This window comes from Variovorax sp. TLI9-5A (assembly GCF_056867935.1).
This window is the reverse complement of sequence record NZ_CP200310.1, coordinates 22,599-42,936: the sequence shown is the minus strand read 5'-3', so window position 1 is coordinate 42,936 and position 20,338 is coordinate 22,599. Positions and strand designations below refer to the sequence as shown.

Genomic DNA, 20,338 nt, shown 5'->3' with positions numbered 1-20,338 from the left:
GTTCTGTCGTCGAAGCCGATTGTTCTCAACTCAGCGCGGGCTGCACATACGTCATTTCGCTGATTGCGCTGGTACCCGGTGCGTCAGCGCGGCCGCGCGTAGCCGGACTCGATCCACGCACTCGCGCTGCTGGCCGTGAGCCTGAACGCGGGCGACACGCTCACGCTGGCGAGTTCGGAGTCGTCGGCGTCGTCGTAGGCGCTCAGCGTGGCCGTGGGGTTGTCCTCGTCGGGCACGATGGCCAGCGCCACGCGCACGCGCCGTTCGTCGCGCGCGGTGACGGTCACGCTCTTGTTGAGGCTGGCGTGCAGCTGCTGCTCGTGGCGGCGGATGACTTCGGCGGCGGTCTTCACCAGCGTGGAGAAGGCGGGGCCGTCCAGCGGCTTGGGGTTCTTCTTGTCGCGGCCCATGGTCCAGGGGCCGACCAGCGCCGGCTCGGGGTCGCCGTGGCGGGTCATCTCGACGGCCCAGCCGTCGTCTTCCTCGTTCTTGATGATGCGTGCGGTCCAGCGGTCGTCGCGCCAGAGGCGGTCTTCCTGCAGGGGGAGGGTGTCGGGGTCTGTCGTGTGTTCGGTCATTCGGTCGCTATCGTTCTGGCACGGGGCATTTTCGCCCCGGTCCCGGCTGCGCCGATGTAGTGCGCGAGGCCGTCGGCCAGCGCGTCGAAGGCGACGCGGCAGCGCGGGCTGCCGCGCAGGTCCTCGTGCATCGTGACCCAGGTGTCGAGCTTCAGCGAGAAGCCGCGCGGCACCAGCCGCACCAGCGCGGGGTTGCAGGCGGCCAGCGCCACCTGGCAGATGCCGATGCCGGCACCGGCGCGGATCAACGCGAGCTGCGTGAGGTCGCTGTCGGTGCGCAGCGAGAAGGTGTCGCGTGTGAAGCCCTTGAGCGACTTGCCCGCGTTGCGCACGAAGGCCGTGGGCTGGTCGTACCCGATCAGCGAGTGGGCGGCCAGCTCGTCCAGTTTGCGCGGCGTGCCGTGGCGCTCGAGATAGTCGCGATGCGCGTGAAAGCCCAGCTCGATGTTGCCGATGCGGCGCGCCACCAGCTGCTCCTGCCTGGGGCGCATCATGCGCACGGCGATGTCGGCCTCGCGCCGCAGCAGATCCTGCACGCGGTTGGTCGACACCAGCTCGACCTTCAGCGCCGGGTGTGTCTCGCGAAGCCTCGCGACGATGGGCGGCAGCACTTCCGCGCAGACGACCTCGCTGGCCGACACGCGCACCACGCCGCGCACGCCTTCGCCCTGGCTGCTGGCAGCGCGCTCCAGCGAGGCGGCGGTGCTTTCCATGGCCTCGGCATGCGTGCGCAGCGCCAGCGCCACCTCGGTGGGCAGCAGGCCCGTCTGCGAGCGCGTGAAGAGCACCGTGCCCAAGGCTTCCTCGAGCGCCGCCACATGGCGCCCGGCCGTGGGCTGGGTGATGCCGAGGGCGCGTGCCGCGCCCGAGAGCGAGCCCTCGCGCAGCACGCTCAGGAAAGTGCGGTAGAGCTCCCAGCCGATGTTCGAGGTCATACATAAATGTATGGCTGATAGCTCATGTTCGGCAATTCCAATAGAGCCGGCGTGGTTCCAGAATTCTTCCATCGGCAACAACTTCTGGAGCATTCCATGGCAAACGACACGGCACGCGGGGACACGGTCCTGGTTCTCGGCGCAACGGGCGGCATCGGCGGCGAAGTGGCCCGCCAGCTGCGCGATGCAGGCTGGCAGGTGCGCGCGCTGAAGCGCGATACGCAGGAAGGAAAGCGCGAAGGCATCACCTGGCTGGCTGGCGACGCGATGGACGAGCAGGCAGTGCGCCGCGCCGCCACGGGCTGCTCGGTCATCGTGCATGCGGTCAACCCGCCGGGCTACCGCGGCTGGTCTCAGCTGGTGCTGCCGATGCTCGACAACACCATCGCCGCCGCCAAGGCCGAAGGCGCGACCATCGTGCTGCCGGGCACGGTCTACAACTTCGGACCCGATGCCTTCCCGCTGCTGGCCGAGGACTCGCCGCAGCGCCCGCTCACCCGCAAGGGCGCGATCCGCGTCGAGATGGAACGGCGCCTGGAAGAGGCCAGCCGCCAGGGCGCGCGCGTGCTGATCGTGCGCGCTGGCGATTTCTTCGGGCCGAAGGCCGGCAACAACTGGTTCTCGCAAGGACTGGTGAAGGCGGGGCAGCCGGTCAAGGCCGTGAGCTATCCCGGCGGCCCCGGCGTCGGCCACCAGTGGTCGTACCTGCCCGACGTGGCGCGCACCATGGTCGAACTGCTCGCGCGCCGCGAGAGGCTGGAGCCCTTCGCACGCTTCCACATGGCCGGCCACTGGGACGCCGACGGCACGCGCATGAGCGGCGCCATCCGCAAGGTGGTGGCGCGGCGTACCGGTGCCAGGGTCGGCGTGTCGGCCTTTCCGTGGTGGCTGCTGACGCTGGCCTCGCCCTTCTTCGTCACCTTTCGCGAAATGCGCGAGATGCGCTACCTGTGGCGTACGCCGGTGGGCATGGACAACGCGAAGCTGGTGGCCTTCCTCGGCCGCGAGCCGCACACGCCGCTGGAGGAGGCCGTGGAGGCGGCGCTCGACGGCATGGGCTGCCTGGCCACCGCGCCGGTGGCCGCGGCCGCCTGATCGCCCTGGGGCAATGGCTCAGAAAACCGAGAGCCCCGTGCGCGCCACGAACATTTCGAGCGCCTTCATGCCCAGCAGCGAATTGCCGGTGGCGTCGAGCGCGGGCGACCACACGCACAGCGTGAGCCTGTCGGGCACCACCGCGACGATGCCGCCGCCCACGCCGCTCTTGCAGGGCAGGCCGATGGAGAAGGCCACGTCGCCCGCCGCGTCGTAAGTGCCGCAGGTGAGCATCAGCGCGTTGATGCGGCGCGTCTGCCGCTCGCCCGTGACCTCGGGCTCGCCGTCGATGGGGTGGGCGCCATCGCGGCACAGGAAGGCGGCGGCGCGCGCCAGCTGGCGACAGCTCATGCGCAGCGCGCACTGGTGGAAGTAGGTGTCCAGCACGGTCTCGACGTCGTTGTCGATCTTGCCGAAGCTCTTCATGAAGTTGGCCAGCGCGATGTTGCGAAAGCCGGTGTCGGCCTCCGACTGCGCCACCTCGTCGTCGAAGGCGATGGGCTCGCCGCACAGGTTCGACATGAGCGCGAGGATGTCGGCCTTGGCGCTGCCGCCGCCGGCCCTGGCCTGGCTCACCAGCCGGTCGGCCACCGCGATGGCGCCGGCATTGATGAAGGGGTTGCGCGGCTTGCCCTGTTCGTTCTCCAGCTGCACCAGCGAGTTGAACGGGTTGCCCGAGGGCTCGCGGCCGATGCGCTCCCATAGCGCGTCGCCCATGCGCTGCATGGCGAGCGTGAGCGTGAAGAGCTTGGACACGCTCTGGATGGAGAAGGGCGTCTCGAAGTCGCCCGCGCCGGCCTCCTCGCCCTCGCAGGTGCGCAGCGCGATGCCGAACTGACGCGCATCGACGCGCGCGAGCGCCGGTATGTAGCTGGCGACGGTGCCGCCCTGGCCTAGCCTGGGGCGCAGGGTGGCGAAGATCTCGTCGAGGACGGGCTGGAATCGGGTGGTCTTGCTGCTCATGCGCTGCGTTGTACCGCAGGCCGCCGGTTCACCAGCACGATGCCCAGCGCCACGCCGACCAGCGCCACGATCAGCTGCGCCGTGAGCGGCTCCTTCAGCAGCGCCACGCCGAACACCAGCGCGAAGAGCGGCGTGAGGAATGTGAAGGACGACATCTGCGTGGCCGGGTAGTGCCGCAGCAGCCACATCCATGCGAGGTAGCTGGCGAAGGCGCCCACCGCGGTCTGCAGGCCGATGGAAGTCCAGGCCCACGCCGAGTACGAGAAGCCCCAGTGCTCGCCGAGCACCAGCGAGAGCACCGGGCACATCGCCGCCGTGACCGCCACCTGGTAGAACAGCGTCTTCTCCGCGCTGGCCGTGGCAAGGCGCGTGGTGCGCAGCGTGAGCGTGGTCAGGCCCCAGAGCATGCCGGCCGCCAGCGCCATGCCGTCGCCGATGAGCTGCGACGAGCTCAGGTGGCCGAAGCCCTCGCTGAAGGCCAGCACCACGCCCGAGAAGGCGATGAAGAGCCCCAGCCACTGGAAGCCGCGCAGCCGCTCGGCCGGCACCCAGCGCGGCAGCAGCAGCGAGACCCAGAAGGGCGCGGTGTAGAGGAACACGGTGAGCCGCGACGCGCTGGTGTGCTGCAGCCCCAGGTAGATGCCGGCGAACTCGCCCGAGAACAGCACGCCCGCCAGCAGGCCCGGCCACAGCGTGCCGTCGCGCTCGAACAGCGGCACGCGCCGCCACACGCACCACAGCCACAGCAGCGCCGTCGCGCCGACCATGCGGATCGTGGCCTGCCACATCGGCGGCACCTCGGCCACGGTGGTCTTGATGAGGATCTGCTGCAGGCCCCAGAAGGCGCAGCAGGCGATGAGCAGGCCGATGGCGAGGCCGTCGAGGTGAGTCTTGCGCTGGATCATTCGGATCGTCGTTCGCGGCGAGGAGTCGCCGGATTCATCCGATGATCGTATCGCGCCCGCGTTTTCTCTGCCGTGTGCTCACTGCGCGAAGGCATCCAGCGCGGGCAGCGGCGCCTGCCGCTCGAAGCGCTGGCCGATGGACTGCAGCGCGGCCTCCAGGAACTGCAGGAACATGCCCATGGCCACCGTGGTCGTCTGGCCGGTGCGCTGGTAGAGGCAGCTGAAGGAGCGCGCGCCGGGGTCGGCCAGGCCGGTCCACACCAGCCTGCCGCGCTCAACGTCCTCGGCCACGTTCTCGGGAATGAGGAAGCCGATGCCAGTGCCGCCGGCCACCAGCCGCCGCACCATCGCGACCGAGCTGGTCTCCACCAGCGGGCGCACCTTGCGGTGTTCGCGGTGGTCGATCTGGTCGACCATGGCTCGCAGCTCGGTGTCGGGCGTCATGAGGATCAGAGGGTGGTCCAGGCAGTCGCGCAGCCGCGGCAGCTTGCCCAGCGCCGCCAGCGGATGGCCCGGTGGCGTGACCAGCCCGAGGTGTTGCGGGAAGCTGCGGATCTCCTCCACGCCCGGCGGCGGCTTGCGGCGCAGGCAGAAGCCGATGTCCGACTCGCCGTTGGCCACCCACTTCAGGATGTTCTCGCCGCTGCCCGAGCGCACGCCGTAGGTCACGCCGGGGTAGTTCTTCATCGCCGTCTCGATGACCTCCGGCACCAGCTGCTCGGCGGAGGAATGCGGCACCGCCACGTTGATGTGGCCGCGCCGCAGCGAGCGCAGGTCTTCCACCTGCGCCAGCGCGTTGTCGAAGTCGCGCTGCCCGCGGCGTACGGCGGCCACCATGATCTCGCCCGCGGTGGTGAGCTGCATGCCGCGCGGCAGCCGGTCGAACAGAGGCGTGCCCACCTGCTCCTCGAGGTTGAGCACCTGCTGGTGCACGGCAGCAGCCGTGAGGTGCAGCGCCTCGGCGGCCTTGCGCACCGAGCCGCGCCGGGCCACTTCGTCGAAACAGCGGAAGGTCTGGGAGATGGCGCGCATGGGTGGCGAGTGTATGGATTTTCTATACGCACCGTACGAAACAAACAGATTTTCCTGACGGGCGATGCAGCCTAGATTTGCACCGTCTTCAATCTCCCGAGGTTCGTTTCCGTGACCACCACCACCGTCGACCAGATCACCCAGCGCCGCCGCGGCACCGGCCTGATCGCCCACGACCCGGCGCTGAGCGCCGGCGGCTACACCCTGATCGCGCCGCAGACCGATGACGGCAACGTCTACCTGATCGACATCGAGGGCCGCGTCGCGCACCAGTGGAAGATGCCGGTGCGCCCGGGCCGCGCGGCCGTGATCCTGCCCAACGGCAACCTCGGCTACAACGGCAACCACGCCGACTCGCCCGAGATCTACCCCGCCTGGTCGCTGTGGCACGGCGGCGATTTCTACGAGGCCACGCCTGAAGGCGAGATCGTCTGGCGCTTCCAGGACCCGACGCACCACCATGACGCGCGCTGGCTCGCTAACGGCCACCTGCTCTACGCCGGATGCGCGCCGGTGCCGGCAGGTTTCGCCGAACGGGTGCCGGGCGGCACGGCCCATGGTCCGGACGAGGTTATGTACGGCGACGTGATCCGCGAGGTCGACCGCGACGGCCGGCTGGTGTGGGAATGGAAGGCCTGGGAGCACCTCGCGCCGGAAGACTTCCCCATCCACCCCGGCTTCGGCCGTACCCACTGGCCGCTGGTGAACGGCCTCGACGTGACGGCCGAGGGGCTGGTGCTGATGAGCCTGCGCACGACCTCCGGCATCGTCGGCATCGACCGCGCCACGGGCGGCGTGAAGCTGCACATCCCGCCGTCGGTGCTGTCGCACCAGCACGCGCCGGTCGCGCTGGAGAACGGCAACGTTCTTGCTTTCGACAACGGCAACTTCCGCACCGGCAAGCATGTGGCGTTCTCGCGCGTCCTCGAAATCGACCCGGCCTCCAACGAGGTCGTGTGGCAGTACGCGGACGAGCTGGTCAACGCCTTCTACACCGCCTACATGGGCAGCGCGCAGCGCCTGCCCAACGGCAACACGCACGTCACCGAGTCGGCCACGGGGCGGCTCTTCGAGGTCACGCCGGCCGGCGAGGTGGTGTGGGAGTACGTGATCCCCTGGTTCGCCGAATACCCCGACGAGGCCGCGCGCAAGTACGTACCCGGCCGCCAGAACAGCGTGTTCCAGACCTTCCGCTACACCGCCGCCCAACTTCCATGGCTCGAGGCTTCCGCATCATGATTTCCTCCCTTCTTCGCCGCCTCGCGCTGCCCCTGGCGGCGGTGCTGCCTTTCGGCGCGCAGGCTGCCGACGCACCGAAGCCCGTGCGCATCCTCAGCAACTGGTTCGCCCAGCCCGACCAGGCCGGCTACTGGCAGGCCCAGCAGGACAAGCTCGGCCGCGAGGCCGGCATCGAGATCAGCGTGCTGCAGGGCGGCCCGAAGATCCAGACCATTCCGCAGGTGGCCTCGGGCCAAGCCGAGTTCGGCATCGGCAACGCCGACGACGTGCTGCTGGCCCGCCTGCGCGGCGCGCCGGTGCGCGCGGTGTTCGCGCACCTCGACTACGTGCCCTACACGCTGGTCTACCACGCCGACCCGGCCGTGAAGTCCATTGCCGACCTGCAAGGCCGCACCTTCGCGGTGAACATCGGCAACGCCTACTGGGAGTGGACGAAGAAGCAGTTCAAGCTCGCGGGCACGCGCGAGATCCCGGTGAGCGGCGACCTCGGCCTGTTCCGCAACGACCCGAAGATGGTGCAGCAGGGCTATTCGCTCTTCCTGCCCGCGCGCATGGCCGCGGCCGGCGTGCAGGTGCAGCAGATCACGCTGGCCTCGCTGGGCTACCGGCCCTACGACGTGCTCTTCACCACCGACGAGATGATCCGCAAGAACCCCGCGCTGGTGAAGGCCACCATCGCCGCGGTGCAGAAGGGCTGGGCCAACTACGTGCGCAACCCCTCGGGGCTCAAGCCGCTCATCACCGGCATGAACAAGCAGATGACGCCCGAGGTCTACGACGCGGCCAACAAGGAAATGATCGAGACGCTGATCTCGCACGACCTGGGCCGCATCGGCTGCATGACGGATGCACGCTGGAGCGAGCTTGGAGGGCAGCTGCGCAGCGTGGCCTTTCTGCCCGCCGACTTCGACGTGAAGCAGGGCTACGACCGCACGCTGGTGCCGGGCTGCAATCCATGAGCGGTGCGGCCGTCGGGCTGGAGGGCGTGTCCAAGCGCTTCGACTCCGGGTTGCAGGCGCTGGGCACGGTCGACCTCGCGCTGCGCTCCGGCGAATTCGTCTCCATCGTCGGACCTTCTGGCTGCGGTAAGTCGACGCTGCTGCGCATCATGGCGGGGCTCATCGCGCCGAGCACGGGCCGTTGCACGCGGCCCGACGGCATCGAGACCGCCTTCGTGTTCCAGGAAGCCGCGCTGCTGCCCTGGCGCACCGTGGAGCGCAACGCGCAGCTGCTGATGGAGCTCGAAGGCCATGCGCCCGCGAGCTACCGGGCGCGTGCGGCCGAGGCGCTGAAGCTGGTGGGGCTTGCGGGCTTCGAGAAGTTGTACCCGCACCAGCTTTCGGGCGGCATGCGCATGCGGCTGTCGCTGGCGCGCGCGCTGGCGTTGCGGCCGGGGCTGCTGCTGCTCGACGAGCCACTGGCGGCCGTCGACGAACTCACGCGCGACGTGCTGCAGGAGGAGCTCTCGTCACTCTGGCGGCAGGCCGGCTTCACCGGCGTGCTGGTGACACACAACGTGCACGAGGCGGTGTATCTCTCGAACCGGGTGGTGGTGATGTCGCCGCGGCCGGGACGCATCCTCGACGTGATCGACGTGCCCTTCGCATTCCCGCGTGCGCCCGAGCTGCGCGCCAGCGCGGACTTCGCGGCGCTCACCGGACAGGTGACGGCGGTGCTGCGCGCGCAGCATCATGCGCAGGCGGTCGCCTGAGGAAACGACGATGACGCGTTCTTCCTCATCTTCTTCCTCGCCTGCCTTGGCCTTCGCACGCAACGCCGCCCCCGTGCTGGTGGTCGCGCTGCTCGCCATCGGCTTCTGGTGGCTGCTGAGCGCCACCGTCTACCAGGGCAAGGGCTACCTGCTGCCATCGCCGCAGGAGGTCGCGGCCGCCACCGTGGAGAACGCCGCAACGCTCGCGGGTGCGACGCTCTCCACGCTGAAGGAGGCACTGCTGGGCTACGCGCTGGCCATCGTCATCGGCATCGCGGGTGCGGCGGTGCTGGCGCAGTCGCGGCTGCTGGAGCGCAGCCTGTATCCGTACGCGGTGCTGCTGCAGACCGTGCCGGTGGTGGCGATCGCGCCGCTCATCGTGCTCTGGTTCGGCTACAACGAGTTGTCGGTGGTGATCGTGAGCTTCATCATGTCGCTCTTCCCGATCATCAACAACACGATGCTCGGCCTGCGCTCGACCTCGCGCAATCTCGCGGAGCTGTTCGCGCTGCACCGCGCGGGCGGGCTGGTGTCGTTCTGGAAGCTGCGGCTGCCGGGCGCGCTGCCGCACATCTTCGCGGGGCTGCGCATCTCGGCGGGGCTCTCGGTGATCGGCGCCATCGTGGGCGAATTCATCATCGGCTCGGGCAATGCCGAAGGCGGGCTCGGCGTGCAGATCGTGTTCGCGCAGGGGCGCATGTACACCGCGCTGCTGTTCGCAGAGGTGATCGCGGCGACGCTGCTGGGCTTTCTCTTCTTCCTGGTGGTGAGCGCGATCGGGCGGCTGCTGCTGCGGCATTGGCACGAGTCGGCGCTGGGGAGCTGATTGCCGCTTTGACTACAGGTGCTTGACTCGAGCACAGCGTCCTCTTCGGTGGACACGCCGTCACTTTGAGAGCAATCGCCAATTCCAGACTGAGCTTCTTTTCCAAGGGAGTTCAAGAATGTGGCGCTCAGATCAGAACTTTTCAGCGACGCTGCGGCAAGGACCGCAGCTGCCAGTCACTGCATATTTCGATGAGGCATTGCTCGAGCGCGAGCAACAAGAAATATTCAGCAAATTGCCGCGATACGCGGGGCATTCCCTGCTCGTACCGTCGCTCTATGACTATTGTGTGCTGCCGCACCATCACAATGGCTTGGCTCTCGTCCATGGAGGGCAGGGGATCCAGTTGATGTCCAACGTCTGTCGCCATCGCCAAGCGACGATTCTTCAAGGCATGGGCAACTCAAAACGCCTGTCGTGTCCTATGCACAGATGGACATATGACGGTTCAGGTGTCTTGGTGGCGGCACCGAAGTTTTCAGAGTTGCCATGTGTCCAGCTCGAGCGGTTTCCAACCAGAGCATGGAATGGTCTGTATTTCATGGGGGAAACAAATGCGATTGCGGAGCTCGACGATGTGCCGCCGTCCATTAAATCGCTGCTTGAATTCGATTCTTGCTACTTCGGGCATATGGAAGTTCATGACTGCAAGTACAACTGGAAGACCTTCCTGGAGTTCTATCTGGAGGACTATCACGTCGCGTCGTTTCATCCCGGGCTAGGACATTTCGTTTCCTGTGATGAGCTTCAATGGTTCTTCGGTTCGAACTGGAGTGCTCAGACCGTCGCTTTCCACAAAGGACTGGAGCAGCCTGGGAACAGTGCGACCTATGAGGCGTGGCATCAGGCGGTGCGAACTTACTATGCGGACGGTCTGCCGCAGATAGGAGCCATGTGGTTGCTGATCTATCCGAACGTGATGATTGAGTGGTACCCGTTGGTGACTGTGGTGTCGACTATCTATCCCAGGGGACCGGAGCGCTCTGTGAACGTGGTGGAGTATTACCACCCGCAACGCTTGAAGGCGTTCGAAGATGGCGAGGCGATGGCCGCGCTGGCTGCGAGTGCGTATCTTGAGACAGCGATAGAAGACAACCAGATCGGCGAGCGAATGCAGGAAGGGCGCTTTGCGCTGAGGAGTCGAGGCACAACGGAATGCGGCCCCTATCAGTCGCAGCTTGAAGCGGGCATGGAGCACTTCCATGGTTTTCTGCGCGATAGGCTGGGACGCATCTAGGTTTTTACATAGGCTCGCGGACCGCCTCCGTTAGCATTCGACCTTCGTTTCGGGTACCGCTTCCCCTCGTATGGCTCTGCATCCGGTATAGATGCAGGGACGGGAGGTATTTTGGTGGGCTTGCAAACGTTATCGTGGCTGCTGCTCGCGGCCAGCGTTGTCGCCGAAGTTGTCGGGACTATCGCTCTCCGGTATGCAGATGGATTCACACGCCCTTTTCCTTCGCTGGTGGTCGGCGCGTCTTATGCGGCAGCTATCTGGCTCATGTCCATCTCAGTCAGACACCTGGAAGTGGGATTGGCATACGCCGTGTGGGCAGGTTGTGGCACCGCATTGACGGCTGTACTCGGGATCGCCTGGTTTGGCGAGTCGATGACGTTTCAGAGAGTGGCGGGTGTCGTCATGATCGTGATCGGAGTAGTGGCGCTTAATTTCGAAGCGCACTGATGTCGATGCATATGGCACAGCATGCCGCTGCCGCGATGGAGGCCAACACTCAGGCGAGGCTCCGCGGACTTTTGATGCGCAGGGCTCGTGAACTTGGAAAGACGCTCAAGACCATCGCGGTCGAAGCAGGTCTCGCGCGATCCTATCTCTATAAGTTGATAGACGGCACGACGCGTGATCCCTCTGTGCAGACCCTGCTGCGCCTCGCGGTGGCGGTGGAGGTTTCACCCATTGCGCTGCTTCGACTGTACGGGAACATGAACACCCCGAGAAGCGAGCAAGCACCCGGATTTTTGCAGTCCAGCTGTGCTGTTGGGTTGCATGATGAGCGCGATGTTGCATTGCTCAACGCCGATGTCACGGTTCCTCATCACGCTGTCGTCAATGGCGGCGAAGTCTTCGAGAAAATTTGGGAAGTCCAGAACATCGGGGAGATTTGCTGGACAGGAAGGCGCCTTGCGCGAATTGACAATCCGAGCCTCGACCCCGCCGGGCAATCCGCCGAGCACCTTTCCGCGAAATCTCGTTTGCAACTCGTCTCCCTGGAGCGCGAGCTCGCAATCCCCAAGACGTTGCCGGGAGGCGTCGTCCGGTTGAGGACTTTTTTTTCCGCCCCGAGAGAAAACTGTTCGGTTGCCTCAGTCTGGCGTATCGAGGATCACTTTCTACGCCCTTGTTATGGCCCGGCATTCTTTCTCGGTGCCATCGTGACTGTTATTGATCAGTAGACAGCTCGTTGAAGGCAGACATCTGGTCGCACTAGCGATCTGCCACCGGATAGGGCGGCTTGCCGCGCGTGCCCGTCATCAGGTCGGGCACCACGGTTTCCACGTCGGCCACCGCGCGCGCGGCGCGCTCCAGCTTCTTTGCGAGCGCCGCGTCCGGCACGCAGCCCTGCAGGTACACCCAGCGACGCTGGATGACGACCCAGACGCTGCCCTTCTTCACCCCCGGCACGGCCAGCAGCGCGGCGCGTACCTTGGGCGCGAGCGGCTTGTCGTAGCGGTAGGCGTTGCTGTCGGCGCACTTGCCGGCCAGCCAGCAGGTGGTGCCGCGCTCCAGGCGCGAGTGGGTCTGCAGGCGGCGTTCCTCGGTTGTATAGAACGGGCCCTCGGGCACGGCGCAGGCCGGCAGGCCCGACGAGATCTGGAAGAACGGGTCGTCGAACCAGTTCTGCTTGACCGGCGCCGCGGCTTCCTGCGCCGTGCCGGTCTGCGCGGCGAGCAGCAGGACAAGCAGGAGCGCAGGGCGACAGGTCACAAGGGATGCTCTGTGTAGAAGCGCCCGCCGTGGAAGAGCAGCGGCGATGCGCCCGCATCGTGCGAGCAGCGCTCCACCTCGCCGACGAAGATCACGTGATCGCCCTCGTCATAGCGGCTGCGGTTGAAGCACTCGAAGCTGGCCGCGGCGCCCACCAGCACCGGCGCGCCGCCCAGGCCCTCGGTGAAGGCCACGTCGGCCCAACGGTCGATGTTCTTGGCGGCGAAGCGCTCGGCCAGTGCCTTCTGGTTGGCCGCGAGGATGTTCACCGTGTAGTGCGAGCCGGCGCTGAGCGCGGGCATCGAGCCGGCCGCGCGCGACAGGCTCCACAGCACCAGCGGCGGCGTCAGCGACACCGAGTTGAAGGAGTTGGCCGTGAGGCCGACCAGCGTGCCGTTCGCCGCGCGCGCGGTCACGACGGTGACGCCGGTGGCGAACATGCCGAGGGCTTCACGGAACTCGTCGGACGAAAAGGAGGGCGGCTGGGCCCGGCGGGGAGTGGTCACTGAAAAGAAGCAAAGGCTTGAAGGCGGAGGGCCATTTTGGCTCAGCGCCCGCCGGCCTGCCCGAGCGGGTCCATCAACTCGGCCACGAGCCGGGTATAGGCGGCGGCGGCCGGGGAGGGCGTGCGCGCGGCCAGCGTGACGAGGCTGTAGTGCGTCTGCATGCGCTCCAGCCCTGCCACGGGCAGGGGAACGAGGGTGTCTGTGTCGTGGCCCGGCACGGGTGCGACCGGCGCGAGGATGACCGCGTCGGCCGTGAGCGCCAGGTGGCGCAGCGTGCCGGCGTCGTCGCAGGTCACGTTGAACACGCCGCGGTCGCCGCGCGGGGCCACCCGGTCGAACTGCAGCGCCACCTCCGCCGGCAGGCGAGGGCCGGCGACGGGGTAGGCCATGAGCTTTTCGAGCGTCGTCGGCTGGGGCTTGAGCTTCAGCAGCGGGTGCTTCGGCCGCACGAAGAAGGACACCGGCAGGTTGGGCAGCCGCGCGAGCTTCAGGCCGGGCTGCTGCTTGGTCAGGTCGCGCGTGTCGGCCACGAACAGGTCGAGCTCGCGGCGGTGCAGGCGCTCGCACAGCGTGGCGGTGTCGGCCACTTCCATGCGCATCTGCAGCTGCGGGTGGCGCTGCGTCATGAGCGAGAGCGCCGCGCGGCCCAGCGTGCCGGCGGCAAAGGGGCCGAAGCCGACCGCAAGGCTGCCGATGGCAAGGCCTTCGAGCTGCAGCACGTCGCGCGCGATCTGCTGCGCATCGGCCAGCAGCTCGCGGGCGCGCGCCAGCACCAGTTCGCCGGCCTGGGTGAAGCGCACGCTGCCGTAGGCGCGGTCGACCAGGCGCGCCTGCAGGTTCTCTTCCAGGTTCTCGATGCTGCGCGAGAGGGCAGGCTGCGAAAGATGCACCGCCTGGGCCGCGCGGCCGAAGCTGCCCTGGTCGGCGAGGGCGACGAGATGCTGGAGCTGGCGAAGCTGCATTTTGCGTTTTGCTTCAAAAGGAAGCGCATATTTTGCATTTGCCAATGGTTCTGGTGCTTCGCAGAATCGCCGGATGACATCTTCCTCGTCCGCTCCTTCCTCCTTCTGCGTTGCGCTCGTTGCCCTTGCGTGCATGCTGGGCGCGCCGTCGGCTTCCGTCGCGCAGACCGCGCCCAAGGCGTCCGAGCCCTCCACGCTGCAGGCCAATGCCGAGATGGCGAAGACGCTGCCCTTCGCCAACCGGCAGGACTTCGAGGACGCGATGCACGGCTTCGTCGGCACCGTGCCCGACGCGCTGGTACCGGGCTCCGGCACGCGCCCGGTGTGGAACATGAAGCCCTACGACTTCCTCAAGACCGACGCGCCGGCCGATACCGTCAATCCGAGCCTGTGGCGGCAGGCGCAGCTCAACGCGATCCATGGCCTCTTCAAGGTGACGGAGCGCGTCTACCAGGTGCGCGGGTTCGACATCGCGAACATGACGATCGTGGAAGGCGACAGCGCGCTGATCGTCATCGATCCACTTTTGGCCGCCGAGACCGCGCGCGCCGCGCTGGAGCTCTACTACCAGCACCGCCCGCGCAAGCCGGTGGGCACGGTGATCTACACGCACGGCCATGCCGACCATTTCGGCGGCGTGAAGGGCGTGATCGACGAGGCCGACGTGAAGGCCGGCAAGGTACAGGTGCTCGCACCCTCGGGCTTCATGGAAACGGCGGTGGCCGAGAACATCCTCGCGGGCAACGCGATGAGCCGGCGCTCGCAGTACCAGTTCGGCACGCTGCTGCCGCCGGGCGTGCGCGGGCAGGTCGACACCGGCCTGGGCAAGGCGCTGGCGCGCGGCACCATGTCGCTGATCGCGCCCACGTCCACCATCGACAAGCCGACGGAGGAACGCAGCATCGACGGCGTGCAGTTCGTCTTCCGGCTCGTGCCGGGCTCCGAGGCGCCGTCGGAAATGATCATGTACCTGCCGCAGTTCCGCGTGCTCAACATGGCCGAGGACGTGACGCACAACATGCACAACCTCTACACCATCCGCGGTGCGGAGGTGCGCGATGGCAACCTGTGGTCGAAGTACATCGACGAGGCGCGCGTGGCCTTCGGCGGCAAGGCCGAGGTGCTGATCGCGCAGCACCACTGGCCCACCTTCGGGCAGGAGCGCATCGTCGATCTGCTGAAGAAGCAGCGCGACATGTACAAATTCATCAACGACCAGTCGCTGCGCCTGCTCAACCAGGGCTACACGGCGGCCGACATCGCCGAGACGCTGCGCATGCCCGCGAGCCTGGAGCAGGAGTGGTCGGCGCGCGGCTACTACGGCACGCTGCGGCACAACGCCAGGGCCGTGTACCAGAAGTACCTGGGCTGGTACGACGCCAACCCCGCCAACCTGAACCCGCTGCCGCCGGTGGCCTACGCGAAGAAGACGGTCGAGTACATGGGCGGCGCCGATGCGGTGCTCGCGCGCGCCCGCGAAGATTTCAGGAAGGGCGAGTTCCGCTGGGTGGCCAGCGCGATGAGCCAGGTGGTCTACGCCGACCCGGCCAACCGTGCGGCCCGCGAACTGGGCGCCGACGCGCTGGAGCAGATGGGCTACCAGTCGGAGGCCGGCACCTGGCGCAGCGCGTATCTCGTGGGCGCGATGGAGCTGCGCAACGGCGTGCCGAAGATCGCGGCCGGCAACAGCGCCAATGCCGATTCGCTCAAGGCCGTGAGCAACGACCTGTTCTTCGACTTTCTCGGGGTGCGGCTGAACGCCGCCAAGGCCGAGGGAAAGAAGATGGCCATCAACTGGAACTTCACCGATTCCAACCAGCAGTTCGTGCTGACGCTGGAAAACTCGGCGCTCACGCACATCACCGGGCGCCAGCCGGACGCCGACGCCACCGTGACGCTGAGCCGCGCCACGCTGGACGCGATCACGCTGAAGGAAACCAGCTTCCCGGCGGCGGTGCTCGCCGGCAAGGTGAAGATCGACGGCGACCGCGCGAAGCTGGCGGAGCTGATGTCGATGCTCGACACCTTCGAGCCGATGTTCCCGGTCGTCGAGCCCAGGGCTCAGCCGAAGAACCAGTAGCACACCGCGACGGCGGCCACCACGCCCGCCAGCTCGGCCAGCAGCGCGCACGACACCGCGTGCCGCGTGCGCTGGATGCCGACCGCGCCGAAGTACACGGCCAGCACGTAGAAGGTGGTCTCGGTGCTGCCCTGGATGGTGGCGGCCACCAGCGCGGGGAAGCTGTCGACGCCCTGGCTCTTCATGGTCTCGATCAGCATCGCGCGGGCCGCGCTGCCCGAGAAGGGCTTGACCAGCGCGGTGGGCATGGCGTCGACGAAGCGCGCGTCGAAACCCACCGCCGTCACCAGCCAGCGCAGGCCGCCGAGCGCGAAGTCGAGCGCACCCGACGCGCGCAGCACGCCGATGGCGCACAGCATCGCCACCAGGTACGGCAGCAGGTTCTTCGCGATGTCGAAGCCTTCCTTCGCGCCCTCGATGAAGCATTCGTACACCTTGATGCGCCGTATCGCCCCCGCCAGCAGGAACACGACGATCACACCGAACAGGGTCAGGTTGCCCAGCAGCGAGGACAGCGAAGCGATGGCCGCCGCCGACAGCGTGCCCAGGAGCGCCATGAAGCCGCCCAGCAGCAGGGCGCCCGGCACCAGGTAGGCCAGCACGACCGGGTCCCACAGCCGCAGGCGCTGCGCCACCGCCACCGACAGCAGCCCGACCAGCGTGGAGGCGCTGGTGGCCAGCAGGATCGGCAGGAACACCAGCGTCGGGTCCCCCGCGCCCTGCTGCGCGCGGTACATGAAGATGGTGACAGGCAGCAGCGTCAGCGACGAGGCATTGAGTACCAGGAAGAGGATCTGCGCGTTGGTGGCCGTCACCGGGTCGGGGTTCAGCCGCTGCAGCTCGCGCATGGCCTTCAGGCCGATGGGCGTGGCGGCGTTGTCCAGCCCCAGCGCATTGGCCGCGAAGTTCATGGTGATGAGGCCGAGGGCCGGATGCCCCGCCGGCACGCCCGGCATGAGCCGCCGGAAGAGCGGCCCCAGCAGGCGCGCGAGCCAGCCCACCAGCCCCGCCGCCTCGGCGATGCGCAGGAAGCCCAGCCACAGCGTGAGCGTGCCGAAGAGCAGCACCATCACCTCGACCGCCAGCCGCGCCATCGCGAACAGCGCCTCGACCAGCGCCGCGAACACGGTCGGGTCGCCCCCCACCAGCCAGCGCACCAGCGCCGCCAATGCCGCCACCCCGAAGAAACCCAGCCACAAGCCGTTGAGCACGCTTCTTTTCCTTTTGTTTCGCTTCGATGATAGGCCCGCCATCCGGGCCCGCCGCGAGCTACAGTTCGGCCCATGCGCGCCTCCATCGTCCGCCGATTCGCCGCTCTCGCACTGGGCGCCGCCGCCCTCTGGCTGGCGGGCTGCGCGAGCCTGCCGCCGCCGCAGCCGCGCCCGGTGGTCACGGCGATCACCGACGTTTCGCAGACCGAACTGGGGCAGCTGGCGGCCAAGGGCACGCCGGGCGGATCGACGGCGCTCTCGGGCTTCCGGCTGCTGCCGGAAGCGGCCTTCGCCTTCGACGCGCGCATCTCGCTCGCGCGGCACGCCGAGAAGTCGCTCGACGTGCAGTACTACCTGATCCAGAAGGACGATGTCGGCCTGCTGTTCCTCAAGGAACTGCGCGAGGCCGCGGCGCGGGGCGTGCGCGTGCGGCTGCTGGTGGACGACCTCTACACCGCGGGCGAGGACGAGGTGTTCAGCACGCTGTCGGCCTTCCCGAACATCGAGGTGCGGCTGTTCAACCCGCTGCCATCGCGCGCCGACTCGCTGGCGACGCGGCTGCTGTTCTCGCTGACCGATTTCGGCCGCATCAACCACCGCATGCACAACAAGCTGCTGGTGGCCGACAACAGCTTCGCGGTCTCGGGTGGCCGCAACATCGCCAACGAATACTTCATGCGCAGCACGGCGGCGAACTTCATCGACATGGACGTGCTGTCCAGCGGCCCGGTGGTGCGCCAGATGTCGGAGGGCTTCGACCGCTACTGGAACAGCGAGCACGTGCGCCCCATCGGGCAGATCGCGCCGCTGCGCATGCCGGTGGAAGAGGCGCAGAAGCGTTTCGACGCCATCGCGCGCACGGCGGTGCCCGACGTGGCCATGCACCAGCGCGACGTGCTCGACAAGTCGCCCGTGGGGCAGCAGCTCATCGCGGGCAACGTCGAGCGCTACTGGGCGCCGTCGACGCTGTTCGTGGACGACCCCGAGAAGATCACGCGCAAGCCCGATGCCGCCTACGCCGGCAGCGTGACCGAAGGCGCGCTGAGCGTCATCAATTCGGCGAAGCGCGAGGTGAAGATCGGCTCGCCGTACTTCATTCCGGGCGCGCACGGCATGGCGATGATGAAGGCGGCCATCGAGCGCGGCGGCCGCATCACGGTGGTGACGAACTCGCTGGGCGCCACCGACGAGCCGCTGGCCTACGCGGGCTACGAGCGCTACCGCGCCGACATGCTGAAGATCGGCGTCACCATCTACGAGATCGCGCCCACGCTCACCGGAAAATCGGGGCGTTTCGGCGACTTCGGCAAATCGATCAGCCGACTGCACGCCAAGCTGGCGATCGTCGACGACGACCGGTTCTTCGTCGGCTCGATGAACCTCGACCACCGCTCCGCCGCGGTCAACACCGAGATGGGGCTGGTCATCGACAGCCCCGAGCTGGTGAAGGACTACGACAGGCTCATGAGCGGCGAGCGCGTCAACCTCGGCTACCGGCTGCGGCTCGCGCCCAACGGCCGGCGCGTGCAGTGGCTGGAGTACGACGATGCCGGCGGCGACATCGTCCACGAGGACGAGCCCGGCGAATTCCTCTGGCTGCGCTTCAAGAACTGGCTGCTGCTGCCCATCGTGGGCGAAGAGTTGCTGTAGCGGTTCCTTCATCGATGCGCGCCCGCGGCGCGCCTGCGGCCATGTAATACGGCTTGCACACTGGCCCTCTAGATTGCGGCGTCCCACGACACAACAACCAGAGGGATTCCAAGATGCGCACCACACTCACCGCGGCCCCCGCGCCGCGCGCCATGCGCGACCTGCGCTGGCTGGCCGGCCTGGCCTGCACCGCCATCCTGCTGCAGGGCTGCAACGGCGGCGGCAACAGCCAGTCGATCGTCCTGGGGCCGCCGGCGGCCCCGGCACCCGCTCCGGCCCCGGCGCCGGCCCCAGCCCCGCAGCCCGACGCCGCCTCGGCCGATGCCAACCTGCAGGCCGCCTGGGTGGAGATCGGCGACAACAATGCCGCCATCGCGCGTGCCATCACCAGCTACACCGCACCGTCGGCCGACACGACGGCCGATGCCAACGCCGTGTGCCCGCAGATCACGATCGACGGCAAGGTGACGCGCATGACCTTGCGCGTGGGCGCCGGCACCATGGCGCTGCGCACCACGGCCAGCGACCCGGCCGATTCCAAGCCCTCCGCTTTTCCCGTCTCGGCCTGCGAGACCACGCTGCCGGCCGACGCCAAGCAGGCCGCCATCGGCAGCCGCACGCTGCCGTTGCCCAAGGCCGAGCCGCAGCGCGTTCTGGTGCTGGCCGACACCGGCTGCCGCCTGAAGAAGGCCGACAAGGCCTACCAGCCCTGCAACGACAGCACCGTGTGGCCCTTCGCACCGCTCGCGGCCACCGGCGCGGGCTTCAACCCCGACCTGGTGTTGCACATCGGCGACTACCACTACCGCGAGAACGTCTGCCCCGACGACATCGCCGGCTGCAAGGACAGCCCCTGGGGCTATGGCTGGGACACCTGGCAGGCCGACTTCTTCAAGCCGGCCGCGCCGCTGCTGGCCAAGGCGCCTTGGATCGTGGTGCGCGGCAACCACGAGGAATGCGCGCGCGGCGGCCAGGGCTGGATGCGCTTCCTCGATCCGCGCCCGTACTCCGACAAGCGTTCGTGCAACGACCCGGCCAACGACAGCACCGGCAACTATTCCGAGCCATACGCGGTACAGCTGGGCACTGGCTCGCAGGTCATCGTGTTCGATTCGGCCAAGGCCGGCAAGGCGGCGCTGGCGACCAACGATCCGCAGTTCATCGCCTACCAGAAGCAGTTCCAGACCGTCGCGACGCTGGCCGCCAAGCCCGGCATCACGACCACGATGTTCACCAACCATCACCCGATCCTGGCCTTCGCGCCGGTCGCGGGTCAGACCCCGGCCTCGGGCAACCTCGCGCTGCAGTCGGTGATGAGCAACCTCAACCCCAAGGCCTACTACCCGAGCGGCGTGCACATCGCGCTGCACGGCCACGTGCACGACTTCCAGGCGCTGAACTTCGCCACCGACCATCCCGCGACACTGGTGTCGGGCAACGGCGGCGACAACCTCGACGTGGCGCTGCCCGATCCGCTGGCGCCCGGTACCACGCCCGCGCCGGACGTGACGGTCGACCGCATCACGCACCACAGCAGCTTCGGCTTCATGCTGATGGAGCGCAAGGCCTCGCCCGGCGTGGGCTGGACCTTCAAGGCCTACACGGTGGCAGGCAAGCTGCTCGCCACCTGCGTGCAGACCGGCCGGACCCTGGCCTGCGACAAGACGGGCTTCCTGACGCCGTGACGATGCGTGCCGCGCT

At 67.7% G+C, this 20,338-nt stretch carries 20 protein-coding genes; 11 read left to right on the top strand and 9 right to left on the bottom strand.

The window, feature by feature from the left end:
• Positions 1-83 precede the first annotated feature (83 nt).
• Positions 84-578 (bottom strand): hypothetical protein, encoded by a 495-nt coding sequence (locus tag AC1VNX_RS00210; protein WP_483154931.1) that lies wholly within the window; start codon positions 576-578, stop codon positions 84-86.
• Positions 575-1,513 carry a LysR family transcriptional regulator gene (locus AC1VNX_RS00205; RefSeq protein ID WP_483154930.1) on the bottom strand — a complete coding sequence of 313 codons (939 nt, stop codon included), beginning with the start codon at positions 1,511-1,513 and terminating at the stop codon, positions 575-577. The genes AC1VNX_RS00210 and AC1VNX_RS00205 overlap by 4 nt, the downstream gene beginning before the upstream one ends.
• Before the next feature lie 96 nt (positions 1,514-1,609).
• Here AC1VNX_RS00205 and AC1VNX_RS00200 point away from each other — a divergent pair, with 96 nt between their 5' ends.
• The gene (locus AC1VNX_RS00200; RefSeq protein WP_483154929.1) at positions 1,610-2,608 is read left to right on the top strand and encodes an NAD-dependent epimerase/dehydratase family protein; all 999 of its coding nucleotides are present in this window, start codon (positions 1,610-1,612) and stop codon (positions 2,606-2,608) included.
• An 18-nt stretch (positions 2,609-2,626) separates the two neighbouring features.
• Here AC1VNX_RS00200 and AC1VNX_RS00195 read toward each other — a convergent pair whose 3' ends face one another.
• From AC1VNX_RS00195 to AC1VNX_RS00185, 3 genes are all read right to left on the bottom strand, one after another.
• Entirely contained in the window at positions 2,627-3,571 is a 945-nt protein-coding gene (locus AC1VNX_RS00195; RefSeq protein WP_483154928.1) for a glutaminase, read from the bottom strand.
• On the bottom strand, positions 3,568-4,476 hold the full coding sequence (locus tag AC1VNX_RS00190) for a DMT family transporter (RefSeq protein ID WP_483154927.1): 909 nt from the start codon (positions 4,474-4,476) through the stop codon (positions 3,568-3,570). Before AC1VNX_RS00190 ends, AC1VNX_RS00195 begins: the two co-directional genes overlap by 4 nt.
• Before the next feature lie 78 nt (positions 4,477-4,554).
• Entirely contained in the window at positions 4,555-5,508 is a 954-nt protein-coding gene (locus AC1VNX_RS00185; protein WP_483154926.1) for a LysR family transcriptional regulator, read from the bottom strand.
• Positions 5,509-5,619: 111 nt separating this feature from the next.
• Here AC1VNX_RS00185 and AC1VNX_RS00180 point away from each other — a divergent pair, with 111 nt between their 5' ends.
• The 7 genes from AC1VNX_RS00180 (at position 5,620) to AC1VNX_RS00150 (ending at position 11,696) form a co-directional block, all read left to right on the top strand.
• Positions 5,620-6,747 (top strand): aryl-sulfate sulfotransferase, encoded by a 1,128-nt coding sequence (locus AC1VNX_RS00180; RefSeq protein WP_483154925.1) that lies wholly within the window; start codon positions 5,620-5,622, stop codon positions 6,745-6,747.
• Positions 6,744-7,706: an ABC transporter substrate-binding protein gene (locus tag AC1VNX_RS00175; protein ID WP_483154924.1), complete on the top strand. Its 963-nt coding sequence runs from the start codon at positions 6,744-6,746 to the stop codon at positions 7,704-7,706. Before AC1VNX_RS00180 ends, AC1VNX_RS00175 begins: the two co-directional genes overlap by 4 nt.
• Positions 7,703-8,458 (top strand): ABC transporter ATP-binding protein, encoded by a 756-nt coding sequence (locus tag AC1VNX_RS00170; RefSeq protein WP_483154923.1) that lies wholly within the window; start codon positions 7,703-7,705, stop codon positions 8,456-8,458. Before AC1VNX_RS00175 ends, AC1VNX_RS00170 begins: the two co-directional genes overlap by 4 nt.
• A 10-nt stretch (positions 8,459-8,468) precedes the next feature.
• Positions 8,469-9,284, top strand: a complete 816-nt coding sequence (locus tag AC1VNX_RS00165; protein WP_483154922.1) for an ABC transporter permease — start codon at positions 8,469-8,471, stop codon at positions 9,282-9,284.
• 118 nt (positions 9,285-9,402) lie between these two features.
• A complete protein-coding gene (locus AC1VNX_RS00160) occupies positions 9,403-10,521 on the top strand; it encodes an aromatic ring-hydroxylating oxygenase subunit alpha (protein ID WP_483154921.1) in 1,119 nt (372 codons plus the stop codon).
• Between the two features lie 114 nt (positions 10,522-10,635).
• A complete protein-coding gene (locus AC1VNX_RS00155) occupies positions 10,636-10,968 on the top strand; it encodes a DMT family transporter (RefSeq protein WP_483154920.1) in 333 nt (110 codons plus the stop codon).
• Entirely contained in the window at positions 10,968-11,696 is a 729-nt protein-coding gene (locus AC1VNX_RS00150; RefSeq protein ID WP_483154919.1) for an NBR1-Ig-like domain-containing protein, read from the top strand. The genes AC1VNX_RS00155 and AC1VNX_RS00150 overlap by 1 nt, the downstream gene beginning before the upstream one ends.
• 31 nt (positions 11,697-11,727) lie before the next feature.
• Here AC1VNX_RS00150 and AC1VNX_RS00145 read toward each other — a convergent pair whose 3' ends face one another.
• Genes AC1VNX_RS00145 through AC1VNX_RS00135 form a run of 3 tightly spaced genes read right to left on the bottom strand, consistent with a single transcriptional unit; the run spans position 11,728 to position 13,696 of the window.
• A complete protein-coding gene (locus tag AC1VNX_RS00145; protein WP_483154918.1) occupies positions 11,728-12,228 on the bottom strand; it encodes a BON domain-containing protein in 501 nt (166 codons plus the stop codon).
• On the bottom strand, positions 12,225-12,734 hold the full coding sequence (locus tag AC1VNX_RS00140) for a flavin reductase family protein (protein ID WP_483154917.1): 510 nt from the start codon (positions 12,732-12,734) through the stop codon (positions 12,225-12,227). Before AC1VNX_RS00140 ends, AC1VNX_RS00145 begins: the two co-directional genes overlap by 4 nt.
• Before the next feature lie 41 nt (positions 12,735-12,775).
• Complete coding sequence (locus AC1VNX_RS00135; protein WP_483154916.1) at positions 12,776-13,696, bottom strand: LysR family transcriptional regulator; 921 nt, start codon at positions 13,694-13,696, stop codon at positions 12,776-12,778.
• 73 nt (positions 13,697-13,769) lie between these two features.
• Here AC1VNX_RS00135 and AC1VNX_RS00130 point away from each other — a divergent pair, with 73 nt between their 5' ends.
• Complete coding sequence (locus tag AC1VNX_RS00130) at positions 13,770-15,776, top strand: alkyl/aryl-sulfatase (RefSeq protein ID WP_483154915.1); 2,007 nt, start codon at positions 13,770-13,772, stop codon at positions 15,774-15,776.
• On the opposite strand, the gene AC1VNX_RS00125 is transcribed toward AC1VNX_RS00130, so the two are convergent.
• Positions 15,758-16,987, bottom strand: a complete 1,230-nt coding sequence (locus AC1VNX_RS00125) for a nucleoside recognition domain-containing protein (protein WP_483154914.1) — start codon at positions 16,985-16,987, stop codon at positions 15,758-15,760. The genes AC1VNX_RS00130 and AC1VNX_RS00125 overlap by 19 nt on opposite strands.
• A gap of 72 nt (positions 16,988-17,059) precedes the next feature.
• Here AC1VNX_RS00125 and AC1VNX_RS00120 point away from each other — a divergent pair, with 72 nt between their 5' ends.
• Positions 17,060-18,637: a phospholipase D family protein gene (locus AC1VNX_RS00120; RefSeq protein WP_483154913.1), complete on the top strand. Its 1,578-nt coding sequence runs from the start codon at positions 17,060-17,062 to the stop codon at positions 18,635-18,637.
• A 113-nt stretch (positions 18,638-18,750) separates the two neighbouring features.
• Positions 18,751-20,322, top strand: coding sequence for a metallophosphoesterase (locus AC1VNX_RS00115; RefSeq protein WP_483154912.1), 1,572 nt, complete (start codon positions 18,751-18,753; stop codon positions 20,320-20,322).
• The last annotated feature ends 16 nt before the right edge of the window (positions 20,323-20,338 follow it).

What these genes read in the sequence shown, in the direction of transcription:
- AC1VNX_RS00115 (WP_483154912.1), top strand. Translation starts at nt 18,751, where the DNA reads ATGCGCACCACACTCACCGCGGCCCCCGCGCCGCGCGCCATGCGCGAC.
- AC1VNX_RS00150 (WP_483154919.1), top strand. Translation starts at nt 10,968, where the DNA reads ATGTCGATGCATATGGCACAGCATGCCGCTGCCGCGATGGAGGCCAAC.
- AC1VNX_RS00190 (WP_483154927.1), bottom strand. Translation starts at nt 4,476, where the DNA reads ATGATCCAGCGCAAGACTCACCTCGACGGCCTCGCCATCGGCCTGCTC.
- AC1VNX_RS00120 (WP_483154913.1), top strand. Translation starts at nt 17,060, where the DNA reads ATGCGCGCCTCCATCGTCCGCCGATTCGCCGCTCTCGCACTGGGCGCC.
- AC1VNX_RS00175 (WP_483154924.1), top strand. Translation starts at nt 6,744, where the DNA reads ATGATTTCCTCCCTTCTTCGCCGCCTCGCGCTGCCCCTGGCGGCGGTG.
- AC1VNX_RS00210 (WP_483154931.1), bottom strand. Translation starts at nt 578, where the DNA reads ATGACCGAACACACGACAGACCCCGACACCCTCCCCCTGCAGGAAGAC.
- AC1VNX_RS00170 (WP_483154923.1), top strand. Translation starts at nt 7,703, where the DNA reads ATGAGCGGTGCGGCCGTCGGGCTGGAGGGCGTGTCCAAGCGCTTCGAC.
- AC1VNX_RS00130 (WP_483154915.1), top strand. Translation starts at nt 13,770, where the DNA reads ATGACATCTTCCTCGTCCGCTCCTTCCTCCTTCTGCGTTGCGCTCGTT.
- AC1VNX_RS00195 (WP_483154928.1), bottom strand. Translation starts at nt 3,571, where the DNA reads ATGAGCAGCAAGACCACCCGATTCCAGCCCGTCCTCGACGAGATCTTC.
- AC1VNX_RS00185 (WP_483154926.1), bottom strand. Translation starts at nt 5,508, where the DNA reads ATGCGCGCCATCTCCCAGACCTTCCGCTGTTTCGACGAAGTGGCCCGG.
- AC1VNX_RS00205 (WP_483154930.1), bottom strand. Translation starts at nt 1,513, where the DNA reads ATGACCTCGAACATCGGCTGGGAGCTCTACCGCACTTTCCTGAGCGTG.
- AC1VNX_RS00160 (WP_483154921.1), top strand. Translation starts at nt 9,403, where the DNA reads ATGTGGCGCTCAGATCAGAACTTTTCAGCGACGCTGCGGCAAGGACCG.
- AC1VNX_RS00200 (WP_483154929.1), top strand. Translation starts at nt 1,610, where the DNA reads ATGGCAAACGACACGGCACGCGGGGACACGGTCCTGGTTCTCGGCGCA.
- AC1VNX_RS00165 (WP_483154922.1), top strand. Translation starts at nt 8,469, where the DNA reads ATGACGCGTTCTTCCTCATCTTCTTCCTCGCCTGCCTTGGCCTTCGCA.
- AC1VNX_RS00135 (WP_483154916.1), bottom strand. Translation starts at nt 13,696, where the DNA reads ATGCAGCTTCGCCAGCTCCAGCATCTCGTCGCCCTCGCCGACCAGGGC.